Origin of the sequence: Pseudomonas caricapapayae (assembly GCF_001400735.1) — a bacterium.
Taxonomy (GTDB): Bacteria; Pseudomonadota; Gammaproteobacteria; order Pseudomonadales; family Pseudomonadaceae; genus Aquipseudomonas; species Aquipseudomonas caricapapayae.
Map to the genome: position 1 here is coordinate 14,011 of NZ_LJPW01000136.1, position 14,239 is coordinate 28,249.

Genomic DNA, 14,239 nt, shown 5'->3' on the forward strand with positions numbered 1-14,239 from the left:
GTCCGATGAACTTCTCCAAATTCTTTATCTCCCGGCCGATCTTTGCCGCAGTGCTGTCACTGCTGATCCTGATCGCCGGAGCCATTTCGCTGTTCCAGTTGCCCATCAGTGAATACCCGGAAGTAGTGCCGCCGACGGTCGTGGTGCGGGCCAACTTCCCCGGTGCCAACCCCAAGGTGATCGGTGAAACCGTAGCCTCGCCTCTGGAACAGGCAATTACCGGTGTGGAAGGCATGCTCTACATGTCGTCCCAGGCCACTGCCGATGGCAAGCTGACCCTGACCATCACTTTTGCGCTGGGCACTGAACTGGACAACGCCCAGGTGCAGGTGCAAAACCGAGTGACCCGCACCGAGCCCAAGCTGCCGGAAGAGGTCACACGCATTGGTATCACCGTGGACAAGGCCTCCCCCGACCTGACCATGGTCGTGCACTTGACCTCGCCAGACCAGCGCTACGACATGCTGTACCTGTCCAATTATGCCGTGCTCAACATCAAGGATGAGCTGGCACGACTGGGCGGTGTCGGTGATGTGCAACTGTTCGGCATGGGCGACTATTCGTTACGTGTCTGGCTGGACCCCAACAAGACTGCGTCGCGCAACCTGACCGCCACCGATGTAGTCAATGCGATTCGCGAGCAGAACCGCCAGGTTGCCGCAGGCCAGTTGGGCTCTCCGCCTTCGCCGAATGCCACCAGCTTTCAGATGTCGATCAATACTCAGGGCCGCTTGGTCAGCGAGGAAGAATTCGAGAACGTTGTCGTTCGCGCAGGCGCTGACGGTGAAATCACTCGCCTGAAGGATGTTGCCCGCATCGAACTGGGCTCAAGCCAGTATGCGTTGCGCTCGCTGCTCAATAACCAGCCTGCCGTGGCCATCCCTATTTTCCAGCGGCCCGGCTCCAACGCCATCGACATCTCCAACGATGTACGGGCCAGAATGGCCGAGCTGAAAAAAAGCTTCCCGGAGGGTATGGACTACAGCATTGTCTATGACCCGACGATCTTCGTGCGCGGTTCCATCGAGGCGGTGATTCACACCCTGTTCGAAGCGCTGATCCTGGTCGTGCTGGTGGTGATCCTGTTCCTGCAGACCTGGCGCGCCTCGATCATTCCACTGGTGGCCGTACCGGTCTCGTTGATCGGTACCTTTGCCGTCATGCACATGTTCGGCTTCTCCCTGAACGCGCTGTCATTGTTCGGGCTAGTGCTGGCGATCGGTATCGTGGTGGACGACGCGATCGTAGTGGTGGAGAACGTTGAACGGAACATCGAGTTGGGGCTCGAACCGGTAGAAGCCACGCACAAGGCGATGGCCGAGGTGACGGGGCCAATCATTGCCACGGCGCTGGTGCTGTGCGCCGTGTTCGTTCCGGCAGCGTTCATTTCCGGCCTGACCGGGCAGTTCTACAAGCAGTTCGCGCTGACCATCGCCATCTCGACAGTCATCTCGGCCTTCAATTCGCTGACCTTGTCGCCGGCCCTGGCGGCGGTACTGCTCAAAGGTCACGATGCACCCAAGGACCGCTTCTCGCGCTTCCTGGACAAAATGCTCGGCGGCTGGCTGTTCCGTCCGTTCAACCGTTTCTTTGAAAAAGCCAGCCACGGTTATGTCGGCACCGTCGCCCGGGTCATCCGCAGCAGTGGCATCGCGCTGCTGGTGTATGCAGGCCTGATGGTCCTGACCTGGCTGGGTTTCGCCAGCACGCCAACCGGTTTTGTGCCCAGCCAGGACAAGCAATACCTGGTGGCCTTTGCCCAGTTGCCGGACGCTGCCAGCCTGGACCGCACAGAAGACGTCATCAAGCGCATGTCCGAGCTGGCACTCAAGCAGCCGGGCGTGGAAAACGCGATTGCCTTCCCCGGCCTGTCGATCAATGGCTTTACCAACAGCCCGAACAACGGCGTGGTGTTCGTCGCGCTCAAACCGTTTGACGAGCGCAAGGATCCAAGCCTGTCGGCCAACGCTATCGCCGGTGCCTTGAACGGTCAGTTCGCGTCGATTCAGGAAGCCTACATGGCGATCTTCCCGCCACCTCCAGTACAGGGCCTGGGTACCATCGGCGGCTTCCGCCTGCAGATAGAGGACCGTGGCAACCTGGGTTACGACGAGCTGTACAAGGAAACCCAGAACATCATTGCCAAGAGCCGTAGCGTGCCGGAACTGGCCGGGTTGTTCACCAGCTATACCGTCAACGTGCCGCAGGTGGATGCCGCCATCGACCGCGAGAAAGCCAAGACGCATGGCGTGGCTGTCAGCGACATCTTCGACACCCTGCAGGTTTATCTGGGCTCGCTGTATGCGAACGACTTCAATCGGTTTGGCCGCACGTACCAGGTCAATGTCCAGGCGGAACAGCAGTTCCGTCAGGATGCCGACCAGATAGGTCAGCTTAAAGTGCGTAACAATCTGGGGGAAATGATCCCGCTGGCGACCTTCGTCAAGGTCAGCGACACCGCCGGTCCAGATCGCGTGATGCACTACAACGGCTTTATCACGGCAGAAATCAACGGCGCCGCTGCACCGGGCTTCAGCTCCGGCCAGGCCCAGGCGGCGGTCGAGAAATTGCTGCGTGAAGAGCTGCCCAACGGCATGGTCTACGAGTGGACCGACTTGACGTATCAACAGATCCTTTCGGGTAACACGGCGCTGTTCGTCTTCCCGCTCTGTGTTCTGCTGGCCTTTCTGGTACTTGCTGCCCAATACGAAAGCTGGAGCCTGCCGCTGGCGGTGATCCTGATCGTACCGATGACCCTGCTTTCGGCGATTGCCGGGGTGATGATTGCCGGTAGCGACAACAATATCTTCACCCAGATCGGCCTGATCGTACTGGTGGGCCTGGCGTGCAAGAACGCGATTTTGATCGTCGAATTCGCCAAGGACAAACAGGCTGAAGGGATGAGCCCGCTGAATGCGGTTCTGGAAGCCTGCCGCCTGCGTCTGCGCCCCATTTTGATGACGTCCTTCGCGTTCATCATGGGTGTCGTGCCGCTGGTACTGTCCAGCGGTGCAGGCGCGGAAATGCGCCATGCCATGGGTGTCGCCGTGTTCTCCGGGATGTTGGGGGTCACGTTCTTCGGCCTGTTGCTGACGCCAGTGTTCTACGTGCTTATCCGTAACTACGTCGAGCGCAAGGAGGCCCGCAAGGCCGCCCGAGCACAAAGACTGCAAAACCTGCCTGCGGAGATGCATTGATGAGCGCGTTCAAACTCTTCCTTCCGAGCCTGCTGGTCATGGCGCTGACAGCCTGCGCTGTCGGCCCGGACTACAAGGCACCGGCCACCGCACCCGCGAAACTGGCATCTGCGGCCCAAGGCAATTATGACCGCAGCAAAGTGAACACCTTGTGGTGGCAGCAATTCGAGGACCCGACCCTCAATAAACTGGTTGCCCGGTCGCTGGAGGGCAACCGCGATCTGCGCGTAGCCTTCGCCCGCCTGAAAGCTGCACGGGCGATTCGCGATGACGTTGCCAACGACACCATGCCGGTGGTTACCAGCCGCGCCAGCAGTGACCTGGGCAAGGGTCAGCAGCCCGGCCTCACGGAACGGCGCGTCAATAGCGAGCGTTATGACCTTGGTCTGGACATGGCTTGGGAGATAGACCTGTTCGGACGTATTCAGCGCCAGCTGGAAGCCAGCGATGCCGATCAGGACGCCGCCGAGGCCAACCTGTATCAGCTTCAGGTCACGCTGATTGCCGAGGTGGTCGATGCCTATGGGCAGCTGCGCGGCGCACAATTGCGCGAAGCCATTGCCCGCGACAATCTGAAAAATCAACAAAGCTCTCAGGATGTGACCACTCAGTTGCGCGATGCCGGAGTGGGCAATGAACTGGACGTGGTGCGTGCCGAGGCACGACTGGCTGCCGTTGAGGCGAGCGTTCCGCAGTTGCAGGCCGAACAGGTTCGTCAACGCAATCGTATTGCCACGTTGCTGGGCGAGCGCCCGGAAAACCTCAGCGTTGACCTGAGCCCGAGCAAACTCCCCGCTATTGCCAAGGCCTTGCCGATTGGCGATCCGACACAAGTGTTGCGCAATCGACCCGATATCCGTGCCGCCGAGCGCCAACTGGCAGCCTCGACCGCACGTATCGGCGTGGCAACTGCCGATCTGTTTCCCAGGGTCAGCCTGAGCGGCTTTCTGGGCTTTACCGCTGGCCGCGGCTCGCAGATCGGTTCGTCGGCGGCCAAAGCCTGGTCACTCGGCCCGAGCATCACCTGGGCGGCCTTCGATCTGGGCAGTGTCAGGGCACAGATCCGCAGCGCCGACGCCGATGCCGAAGGCGCACTGGCCAACTATGAGCAGCAGGTGTTGCTGGCTCTCGAAGAGTCGGAAAACGCTTTCAGCGATTACGACAAACGCCAGCAACGGCTGGTCTCGCTGATGCGCCAGAGCGACGCAAGTCGCTCGGCAGCAAGACTGGCGTCGGTGCAGTACCGCGAAGGCACCGCAGACTTCCTGGTCCTGCTGGACGCCGAACGCGAGCGTCTGGCAGCCGAAGACTCTCAAGCGCAGGCAGAAATCGAGTTGTATCGCGGCATAGTGGCCATTTACAAGGCGCTGGGTGGTGGCTGGCAGCCCCAGGCCTGAAACGCCTAACGCGGGTGAACCCGCCCCGCGCCCTGTAAAGGACGCGGGGCTTTTTTTGCCCGCAATCCGGCGGCATCATGATTGTCGTTTGACAGCCGCCAGCCACTCCCCGAAGCTGCAACCCGTCAAGCATTGGAAATCGATATGCCCAGACTTTCTACCAAGGGGTTATCGCCTCAAACCACTACTCGACCTCGCTGGCTGATCGGCGCAGCGGCTGCGGCACTGCTGACGCTCTCACTGGTTTTCTGGTGGTGGCGCATGCCCGTTCAGCCTGCTCCGGCCAGGCTGAGCCACACCTATGCCCAGGCACTGGAGCAGGCGCACGACGGCAAGCCAGGCGCTGCGCGCGTGCTGTATCAGCAACTGGCACGAACCGACCTGTCTGACGAGCAGCGCATCGCGCTGCTTGCCGAGCTAAGCGACTACCCCAGCCCTCAGGCCCTGAAACTGCTCGACGCAGCGCTGGGTGACCGGTCCGCTCACGTGCGCGAAGCTGCCATCGATGTCAGCGTCAAGCTGGTCTCCAACAGCCAGCGCAGTCTGCTACTGGGCCCGCTGCTCGACGACGACGAACAATCCGTAAGATTCCGCGCCACCAGCGCCCTGCTAGGGCTGTCACCCGATGATCTGGGCCTGTATTTTGCCGTCCTGCAACAGAGTGCCGAAGCGTTTCAGGAGGCGCTCAAGAGCCAGCCACAGAACGCTCGAAACCAGCTGCAACTGGCCAGGCTCTACCTGCAGACCGGCGATCTTGAACCCGCTGTCGCTGCGCTGCAGAGGGCCACGGCGCTGGACCCGGGCAATATCGAAGCGGCGCTGGCGCACATCGAGCTGCTGGACCGCAAAGGCCAGGCCGAGCAGGCACGCAGTCTGTTCGCACAGTTGCTGGAGCACAACCCAGGTTCGGCCATGCTCCAGCACGCGCTGGGTATGTGGTTGCTAAACCACGGGCAAGCCGAATTCGCTGTGCTCAGCCTGGCGAAAGCCACCGAGCTGGCACCCGATGACACTGACTATCGCTATGACCTGGCGGTGGCCTTGCACTCATTGCACGAGCTTGAGGCCGCTCAGCGGCAGTTGATGCAAATCGTGCAGAGCCAGCCCGCAAACCGCAAGGCCAGAGTGCTGTTGATTCAGTACTGGAAAGAAAACGGTCAGCTGCAGAACGTACAGATTCTGCTCGCGGAGCTTGAGCAGCAGAACCCGGACGACCCGGTTTTGCAACAGGGTCTGTAGGGCCCAGAGAGCCAACGACCAGGCCGGCCAAAGGCCACTCTTGAAGTGGCCAAACGCCTTTCAGCCCGCTGCCTTCAGACATTTCTGCACTTTCCGCATGCGCCAGCTCTCCTGCCTGTCAGATGTTTCTTTTTTTAAGCCGCCCAGTGTCGCAGGACACGTTTTCTCTCAGCGGCTAATATCGGAAATAACTTACACAACTGCGCACCCGACAACACTGAAATGATCGCCTATATCCAACAGTCTTCGCGGCTGCCATTTAACGAATTTGAAAAAGGCTATTTTCTAACTGAAAAAAAAGGTGCATCATTTGCGGGCTACTGAGTTATAACTACCCTCTATCTGCGCAACGACAAGCCGCACAGGCCAAGTTTCAGCATAGAAACCGCAGGTACCGGGCAGCATCGAGTGAGCGAATCGGCCAATCAGTTTTGTCTCATCGCTTTATTGGGCTGACAACAGCCATTACATTGTTGGAGTGTATTACTTGTCCAGACTTGCCGAGTTTCGAGCAGCAGAGAAAGCCCTTCAAGAACAGCTGGCACAGCTGGAATCCTTGAAGAATGACGCCGGGTTGAAGAAGGAGATCGAATTCGAGCAAAAGCTCCAGGACCTGATGGGTACGTACGGTAAAAGCCTGCGCGACATCATCGCCATCCTTGATCCTTCAAGCGCTACCTCGCTGGTCGCGCCCGCCGGACCAAAGCGTCGTCGTGCACGCGTGGTCAAGGTCTACCAGAACCCGCACACCGGTGAGCTGATTGAAACCAAGGGTGGCAACCACCGTGGTCTCAAAGCATGGAAAGAGCAGTACGGTGTGGACACTGTTGATTCGTGGCTTCGCGCCTGATTGTAACTTTGTCAATTGAAGCCCTGCACTTGCAGGGCTTTTTTTATCTGCCGTCCCCTCGGATGAACCTTTGCGTAGATCAAACACCCGTGCACACTGCGCTTTTGCCCGCGAACCGGGATTCATATACATGATTAAGTGAACTGCCCGGTACATAGAGTTTCAGGGCCCACGGGCATTAATACCGTGAAAATAATGACGCCAATAAAACTCATGGATTATGCGATTCAGCACACAGTTACAAACCTGAACAATTCCTGAAAGGCGTAGAGTAATTGTTCAGTTTATCCGGTGTAATGAGAGGTAAGACAATTTGTTACTGTGCATCGGTGCATTGAAAATCTACCGGATAAGCGGCACCGCGCAGCTTCACACTTTTTTCACATGGATTCTCGGATGATGAAGACCGCTAAAGGAATAGCGCCCCATGCCCGCCTCGGCGGGCTTCTTTTTGCCCGCAAAAAGGCAGGCGTCACTGGGCATCGTCCAGCCGCAGGCTCTCGCGAATACGCAACGCCTCTTCCTTGTTGGCCGCGTAGCCATCAGCCGACCCCGCATAGGACAACGACCAGGCCATTTCCTTGCTGGCGGCTGCCACCAATGTCTGGGTCAGCACGTGGACACCGTTCTGGGTGATGGTGCAAGTGGTCTCCAGTGCCGGCACGACGCTGAGCTGGCTTTCACGCACATGGGTGCACACACTCTGCAAGCCGCTGCGGGCAAAATTGACCTGAACCGACTTGCGCATTTCCAGCAGCACGCCCTGGACATTGACCTCATGCCCGGGTGTCAAGCGTGTCTGGGTCAGTTCCATGACCATCAGGGGGTTTCCACTTTGATCGTTTTTCACCGCGCGCTGTCTGACTTGCACGGAAGGTTGAACAGGCGTGTTCGACTCGGCCGGCAGCGACTCGACCTCCCAGCCTGCGGGCCAGATGATCATCGCATCGGCGGCATGAGTCTGTGCAGCGGCCATCAGCAGGCCCAGGCACAGTCCTGGCAAGGAGCGTCGGTATTGCGTAAGGATCATGGTCAGGTCGCCAAAACAGTTGGCCGGAAATTCTGAGCCTGTTGCCGGGATCGAGCAAGGCCGACGCAACGTTATCCGAACGAGGGTTTGGCACGCCCTGCCCTGCCCCGTATCATTCGGGGCTATTTGTACATTCTGTTGGAGACACATTGATGAGCTTGCACGAACTCAACACACTACCGGGCGTCACAGCCGATCCTGAAGCGGCTACCCGGCAGTTTGTGTTCAACCACACCATGCTGCGCGTCAAGGACATCACCAAGTCGCTGGATTTCTACACCCGCGTGCTCGGCTTCAGCCTGGTTGAAAAACGTGATTTCCCGGAAGCCGAATTCAGCCTGTACTTCCTGGCGCTGGTAGACAAGGCGCAGATCCCCGAAGACGACGCTGCGCGCAATCAATGGATGAAATCGATCCCCGGCATTCTCGAGCTGACCCACAACCACGGCACCGAGAGTGATGCGACAGCGTCGTACCATAACGGCAACAGCGATCCCCGCGGCTTTGGTCACATTTGCGTTTCGGTGCCTGACGTGAAAGTCGCCTGCGAGCGATTCGAGCATCTGGGCGTTGATTTCCAGAAGCGCCTGTCCGATGGCCGCATGAACAGCCTGGCTTTCATCAAGGACCCGGATGGCTACTGGGTCGAGATCATTCAGCCAACACCACTCTGAGGCCGCTGCAGCCCGCTTGATGGCTCTCTTGCGAGAAGAGCCGTCAGCCAGACAACAAAAAGCCCCGTGATCGCTCACGGGGCTTTTTGTTTACCGCTTCCGGTCAGGCCGGTGCAGAAGTACGGATCAGATGATCAAAAGCGCTCAGAGAGGCCTTGGCTCCCTCGCCCAACGCGATGATGATCTGCTTGTACGGCGTCACTGTTACATCACCGGCAGCAAAGATGCCCGGCACAGAGGTTTCACCACGAGAATCAACAACGATCTCGCCGCGCGGCGACAGCTCGATGGCACCCTTGAGCCATTCGCTGTTAGGCAACAAACCGATCTGCACGAAGATACCTTCCAGCGGCACGGTGATTTCTTCGCCGGTGGTGCGATTTTTGTAGCGCAGACCGTTGACCTTCTGCCCGTCGCCCGTCACTTCGGTGGTTTGTGCACTGGTGAGCACGGTAACGTTCGGCAAGCTGTGCAGCTTGCGTTGCAATACAGCATCGGCACGCAACTGCACATCGAATTCCAGCAGCGTTACGTGAGACACAATACCCGCCAGGTCGATTGCTGCCTCGACACCCGAATTGCCGCCACCAATCACGGCAACGCGTTTGCCCTTGAACAGTGGACCATCGCAGTGCGGGCAATACGCTACACCTTTGTTACGGTACTGCTGCTCACCGGGCACGTTCATTTCTCTCCAGCGTGCGCCCGTGGCAAGGATGACGGTCTTGGCCTTGAGGCTGGCGCCGCTGGCAAACTTCACCTCATGCAACTCGCCGGCTGCGCCAGGGATCAGTGTGTCGGCACGCTGCAGGTTCATGATGTCGACTTCGTACTGCTTCACATGCTCTTCCAGCGCAACGGCCAGTTTAGGGCCTTCGGTGTGCTGAACCGAGATGAAGTTTTCGATGGTCATGGTGTCGAGCACCTGACCGCCAAAACGTTCGGCTGCAACGCCGGTACGAATGCCTTTGCGAGCCGCGTAGACAGCGGCCGCCGAGCCAGCAGGGCCACCGCCGACTACCAATACGTCAAAAGCCTGCTTGGCATTGAGCTTTTCGGCCTGACGCGCACCTGCGCCAGTGTCGATCCTGGCAAGAATTTCTTCCAGGCCCATGCGGCCCTGACCGAACAGTTCGCCATTCAGGTAGATGCTGGGGACCGACATAATCTTGCGATCGGTGACTTCATCCTGAAACAGCGCGCCGTCGATGGCGACGTGCTTGATGCCAGGGTTCAGAACTGCCATCAGATTCAGTGCCTGGACGACGTCCGGGCAGTTCTGGCAGGACTGCGAGAAATAGGTTTCGAAATGGAACTCGCCTTGCAGGGCGCGGACCTGTTCGATGGTTTCTGCACTGACCTTGGGCGGGTAGCCGCCCACTTGCAGCAGCGCCAGAACCAGTGAGGTGAATTCGTGACCCATGGGGATACCGGCAAAACGCAGGCTGATATCGTGGCCAGGGCTGCTCAGCGAGAACGACGGGGTACGTGCGTCGGTGCCGCTGTCATTGAGGGTGACGTCTTTGGAAACACTGATCACATCATTGAGCAGTGCGAGCATTTCCTGAGACTTCGCGCCGTCATCAAGGGACGCGACGATCTCGATGGGGCGAGTAACCCGCTCCAGGTAGGATTTCAACTGGGCTTTAAGATTGGCGTCCAACATGTGGCGGCTTCCTGTTTACAAAGGGTAGAAATAACAACGCCCAGGCGATTACCGCCCGGGCGTTTTTTGGGGCGATGCGGTTTACTTGCTCAAGAGCTCAACGCCCCTAGCCGATTCATGCGACTCAGATCTTGCCAACCAGGTCCAGGGACGGAGCCAGAGTGGCTTCGCCTTCTTTCCACTTGGCTGGGCAGACTTCGCCCGGGTGAGCGGCAACGTACTGAGCAGCCTTGATCTTGCGCAGCAGCTCGGAAGCGTCACGGCCTACACCACCATCGTTCAGTTCGACGATTTTGATCTGACCTTCAGGGTTGATCACGAACGTACCACGATCCGCCAGACCGGCTTCTTCGATCAGCACGTCGAAGTTGCGGGAGATGGTCAGTGTCGGGTCACCGATCATGGTGTACTGGATTTTGCCGATTGCAGGCGAAGTGTTGTGCCATGCAGCGTGAGCAAAGTGGGTGTCAGTCGACACGCTGTAGATCTCCACGCCCAGCTTCTGGAACGCTTCGTAGTTGTCAGCCAGGTCTTCCAGCTCGGTCGGGCATACGAAGGTGAAGTCGGCCGGGTAGAAGAATACGACAGACCACTTGCCTTTGAAGTCGGCGTCCGAAACGTCAACGAAAGCGCCGTTCTTGAATGCGGTAGCCTTGAACGGTTTTACTTGGCTGTTGATGATAGGCATCGGTATATCTCCTGATGGGTTGGATAGGTTGTGAATTCGATGAAGTGAAGCTTACGCATCATCAGTGACAATCGCTCATTGGCAAACCTGATGTCACTGATTGCTTTTCACTATGAAGGCAGCTTATCGATAGAAGAAACCTTCGGGCCGCTCCCCGCCTCCGGGTTGTTCAGAAACGGCGCGGCGTCAATGTAGCGCATCGCCGACTTGATGTCCCTCCAGCCTACGTAAGACATCAGTGACTTGAGGTCCCAGCCGTTGCCGTGCGCCCAACTGGCGAAACCGCGACGCAACGAGTGGCTGGTGTAGTGCCCGGCGGCGATGCCTGCACGCTGGAGAGCCTGGCGCAGCAACGGAATAACGCTGTTGGCGTGCAGCCCCTCCTCTTTAAGGTTACCCCATCGGTCCACCGCCCGAAACACCGGCCCCCGCACCAGCGCCGAGCAATTGATCCACTCGATGTAAGCCTGCACCGGGCAGAGCCGTTGCAAAGCCGGAGTCTGATATGTACTGCCGAGGTTGTCGCGATCACCTTTGCTGCGCGGCAGATAAAGGCTGATCCCGGAGCTGGCAACCGCCTTGACGTCCTGCACTTGCAGGCGGCACAGCTCGTCACTGCGAAACCCACGCCAGAACCCCAGCAGAATAAGCGCCGAATCACGACGACAGCGCAACAGCCGCGGCCGATCCTGTCGCGCGCCGGCATCACGTATCTCGGTCTCCAGCCAGGCGATGACCTTCTCCAGCTCCTGCAACTGCAAAGGTTCGGCCTGCTTCTCTTGTGCCGGGTGCAGCGCACGAATGCCCTTGATGACCTTGCGCACCATCGGTGCCTTGGTAGGGTCGGCAAAGCCTTGGCTGACATGCCACTGGGCCAACGCCGACAAGCGCAGCTTCAACGTGTTGACCGACAGCCTTCCGGCGTAGCTGGCCAGGTAACGCGCAACGCTTTCGCTGGTCGCCGGCAAAAACCCGCCCCAACTCACTTCGAAGTGCTCGATAGCCGCTCGATAACTGCGGCGCGTGTTGTCACGGGTTGCGGCATCGATATAGCGATCGACGTCATTCATGGCTCAGGCCTGTGCGGTGTACCGGAAAAGGCGCCGAAAAAGCAACGGATAACGCCTGACACGGGATAATACGCCAATATCCCATGTTAATTAATTCAAAAAATAGCAAACTGCTTCAAATAATATAGTATGTAATTACAGTATACATACCACAGTACGAAATCGTAGGAGGGGTCATGGCCCGAGGCGGCGTAAACAAGGCTTTGGTGCAGAAGGCAAGGGCTTCGCTGCTTTCCAGAGGCGAGAACCCCAGCATTGATGCAGTACGTATCGAAATGGGCAATACAGGCTCGAAAACCACCATTCACCGCTACCTCAAGGAACTGGACGCTACGCATACGCCCGCGCCAGATATCAATGAAGAACTGAGCGGCCTGGTGGCCCACCTTGCCCAGCGACTTCAGGAACAGGCCCAGGCGCGTATCGATCAGGCGTACGATGAGCACCAGGTAGAACGCGATAGCCTGCAGCAGCAACTGACGGCGGCACAGCAACAGATCAGCGTCCTGCAGGAAAACGCACTGCAACGCGAAGGAATGCTGGAACAACGAGATGCCGCCCTGCTCCACACGCAACGCGCACTGCAGGGCGCACAATCCGAGAATGCCAGGCTGCTTCAGGCCAATCAGGACCTCGACTCACGCCTGCAAGACAAGGACAGTCAGATCCGCTCCCTTGAAGAAAAGCATCAGCATGCACGCGAGGCCCTGGAGCACTATCGAAATTCCATCAGGGAGCAGCGCGAGCAGGAGCAGCAACGTCACGAAGGCCAGGTTCAGCAGTTGCAAATGGAAGTAAGGCAGGCGCAGCAAGGCCTTGCCACGCGCCAGGAAGACATCACCCGACTGAATCGTGATAACGAACGCTTGCTGACTGAGAACCGCAGCACCCTGCGTGAATTGCACAGCTGCAACGACCTGCTGAACCAGGCCAATGGACAGGCTGCCGCCCTGACGGAACAACACCACCACACCCGCACCCGATGCGCGCTGCTGGAAGAGCGCCTAGTCAGCCTGCAGGAAGAAAGCGCCGCGCATAAACAGAGCATGACGGACGCCCTGCAACAGAATCGGATGCTGGAGCTGTTGCTGACCAAAAAAGAAGTGGCGCTGGAAAACCTGCAAAGCAAGCTCAGTCAGCCCGACAAACCCGCCACCTCTCGGAAGAAGCCGCAAGGTAACTCATGACAGGCAACGCTCAAGCGAGGGTCATCTCGCAGGGCAGGAACAGATGAACCTCCGTGCCTTGATTTTCGCTACTGGTCATCTCTACGTGCCCACCAGCCTGCTTGATGAAGCCATAGACCATGGACAATCCCAGCCCCGTTCCCTGCCCCACGGGTTTGGTGGTGAAGAACGGGTCGAAGACCCGATCCATGACATCTTGAGCCATTCCGCAGCCGTTATCCTCCACGCTGAGCCGAACATAATCGCCGGGAGCCAGCCCGTCCTTTTGCGTCACGAGCTTTAACAGCCGGCTGCGCACTCGAATCAGTCCTGCAACTGCAACAGCGTCACGCGCATTGATCACCAGATTCAACAAGGCATTTTCCAGTTGATGCTCATCCGTGCGGACAACGCTCACCCCCTCCTCCAGCTCGATCTGCAGTTGCGCATGAGCACCGACCGTACCGCGCAGCAGTTCCTCCATTGATCGAACCATGCAGTTGACGTCTACCGCCGTAACATTAAGTGACTGACGACGGGCAAACGTCAGCAACCTCTGAGTCAGGGCGGCAGCACGATTGGCAGAACCCATTGCAGCTTCCACATAACGCTCGACCTCATCCAGGCGACCTGCTTTCACACGAAGCCTTATCATGTCCAGCGCACCTATCACACCAGAAAGTACGTTGTTGAAGTCATGGGCGATCCCTCCCGTCAACTGGCCGATTGCATCCATCTTTTGTGCATGGCGCAATACTTCTTCAGCCATTGCTCGTTCGGCCATTTCGGCCTGCAACAATTCATTGGCGGCTGCCAGCTCGCGAGTGCGCTCGGCGACGCGCAGCTCCAGACTTTCATTGAGTTCGCGCAGCGCCTCCTCAGCGTTGACCTGAGCAGTGATATCGGTATGAGTACCCAGCCAGTGGGTGATGTGACCCTGCGAATCGCGCATGGGCAGTGCGCGTGACAGGAACCAGTTGAAAGCACCATGCTTGCCGCGCAGCGGAAAGGTATCCTCCCAGATCGAACCCGTCGAAAAGCAATACTGCAAACGCGCCATCACACGCTCGCGATGCTCAGGATGCAGAACTGAACGCCAGCCGAGGGCAGTCATCGCCTCAAGCGACGCGCCCGTGTAGGCATACCAGCGCTCGTTATACCAATGGACATGTCCGCGGGGGCTTGCGGTCCAGGCCAGTTGACTCATGTTGTCAGCCAGTGTTCTGAACTGACGCTCGCTTTCACGCAATGCATCTATGTAC

General features: G+C 58.4%; 11 protein-coding genes. 6 read left to right on the plus strand and 5 right to left on the minus strand.

Features of this window, described 5'->3' with window-relative positions:
• Positions 1-5 precede the first annotated feature (5 nt).
• From ALO80_RS18760 to ALO80_RS18775, 4 genes are all read left to right on the plus strand, one after another.
• Positions 6-3,197 carry an efflux RND transporter permease subunit gene (locus tag ALO80_RS18760; protein WP_055007142.1) on the plus strand — a complete coding sequence of 1,064 codons (3,192 nt, stop codon included), beginning with the start codon at positions 6-8 and terminating at the stop codon, positions 3,195-3,197.
• Positions 3,197-4,594: an efflux transporter outer membrane subunit gene (locus ALO80_RS18765; RefSeq protein ID WP_054987537.1), complete on the plus strand. Its 1,398-nt coding sequence runs from the start codon at positions 3,197-3,199 to the stop codon at positions 4,592-4,594. Before ALO80_RS18760 ends, ALO80_RS18765 begins: the two co-directional genes overlap by 1 nt.
• A gap of 144 nt (positions 4,595-4,738) precedes the next feature.
• Positions 4,739-5,833 carry a tetratricopeptide repeat protein gene (locus ALO80_RS18770; RefSeq protein WP_054987538.1) on the plus strand — a complete coding sequence of 365 codons (1,095 nt, stop codon included), beginning with the start codon at positions 4,739-4,741 and terminating at the stop codon, positions 5,831-5,833.
• 487 nt (positions 5,834-6,320) lie between these two features.
• Positions 6,321-6,683 (plus strand): histone-like nucleoid-structuring protein, MvaT/MvaU family, encoded by a 363-nt coding sequence (locus ALO80_RS18775; protein ID WP_002553302.1) that lies wholly within the window; start codon positions 6,321-6,323, stop codon positions 6,681-6,683.
• Between the two features lie 472 nt (positions 6,684-7,155).
• Here ALO80_RS18775 and ALO80_RS18780 read toward each other — a convergent pair whose 3' ends face one another.
• Entirely contained in the window at positions 7,156-7,764 is a 609-nt protein-coding gene (locus ALO80_RS18780; protein WP_054987554.1) for a DUF4946 domain-containing protein, read from the minus strand.
• 101 nt (positions 7,765-7,865) lie between these two features.
• Here ALO80_RS18780 and gloA point away from each other — a divergent pair, with 101 nt between their 5' ends.
• Positions 7,866-8,387: a lactoylglutathione lyase gene (gloA, locus tag ALO80_RS18785; protein ID WP_054987539.1), complete on the plus strand. Its 522-nt coding sequence runs from the start codon at positions 7,866-7,868 to the stop codon at positions 8,385-8,387.
• Between the two features lie 103 nt (positions 8,388-8,490).
• Here the strand turns inward: gloA and ahpF are convergent, their stop codons facing one another.
• The 3 genes from ahpF to ALO80_RS18800 all read right to left on the minus strand — a co-directional run bounded on the left by ahpF (position 8,491) and on the right by ALO80_RS18800 (position 11,811).
• On the minus strand, positions 8,491-10,053 hold the full coding sequence (gene ahpF, locus ALO80_RS18790; RefSeq protein ID WP_055010081.1) for an alkyl hydroperoxide reductase subunit F: 1,563 nt from the start codon (positions 10,051-10,053) through the stop codon (positions 8,491-8,493).
• Between the two features lie 124 nt (positions 10,054-10,177).
• On the minus strand, positions 10,178-10,741 hold the full coding sequence (ahpC, locus tag ALO80_RS18795; protein ID WP_054988309.1) for an alkyl hydroperoxide reductase subunit C: 564 nt from the start codon (positions 10,739-10,741) through the stop codon (positions 10,178-10,180).
• A 110-nt stretch (positions 10,742-10,851) separates the two neighbouring features.
• On the minus strand, positions 10,852-11,811 hold the full coding sequence (locus ALO80_RS18800) for a site-specific integrase (RefSeq protein WP_055010082.1): 960 nt from the start codon (positions 11,809-11,811) through the stop codon (positions 10,852-10,854).
• Positions 11,812-11,987: 176 nt separating this feature from the next.
• Between ALO80_RS18800 and ALO80_RS18805 the strand changes: the two genes are divergently transcribed.
• Positions 11,988-12,998 carry a DNA-binding protein gene (locus ALO80_RS18805; protein WP_055010083.1) on the plus strand — a complete coding sequence of 337 codons (1,011 nt, stop codon included), beginning with the start codon at positions 11,988-11,990 and terminating at the stop codon, positions 12,996-12,998.
• Positions 12,999-13,008: 10 nt separating this feature from the next.
• Here ALO80_RS18805 and ALO80_RS18810 read toward each other — a convergent pair.
• Positions 13,009-14,239, minus strand: a 1,231-nt coding sequence (locus ALO80_RS18810) for a hybrid sensor histidine kinase/response regulator (RefSeq protein ID WP_055010084.1), incomplete at its 5' end; no start/stop codon positions are given.

Bases quoted from the DNA above. Each gene is read 5' to 3' on its own strand.
- gloA (WP_054987539.1), top strand. From the start codon at position 7,866: ATGAGCTTGCACGAACTCAACACACTACCGGGCGTCACAGCCGATCCT.
- ALO80_RS18760 (WP_055007142.1), top strand. From the start codon at position 6: ATGAACTTCTCCAAATTCTTTATCTCCCGGCCGATCTTTGCCGCAGTG.
- ahpF (WP_055010081.1), bottom strand. From the start codon at position 10,053: ATGTTGGACGCCAATCTTAAAGCCCAGTTGAAATCCTACCTGGAGCGG.
- ahpC (WP_054988309.1), bottom strand. From the start codon at position 10,741: ATGCCTATCATCAACAGCCAAGTAAAACCGTTCAAGGCTACCGCATTC.
- ALO80_RS18805 (WP_055010083.1), top strand. From the start codon at position 11,988: ATGGCCCGAGGCGGCGTAAACAAGGCTTTGGTGCAGAAGGCAAGGGCT.
- ALO80_RS18765 (WP_054987537.1), top strand. From the start codon at position 3,197: ATGAGCGCGTTCAAACTCTTCCTTCCGAGCCTGCTGGTCATGGCGCTG.
- ALO80_RS18770 (WP_054987538.1), top strand. From the start codon at position 4,739: ATGCCCAGACTTTCTACCAAGGGGTTATCGCCTCAAACCACTACTCGA.
- ALO80_RS18800 (WP_055010082.1), bottom strand. From the start codon at position 11,811: ATGAATGACGTCGATCGCTATATCGATGCCGCAACCCGTGACAACACG.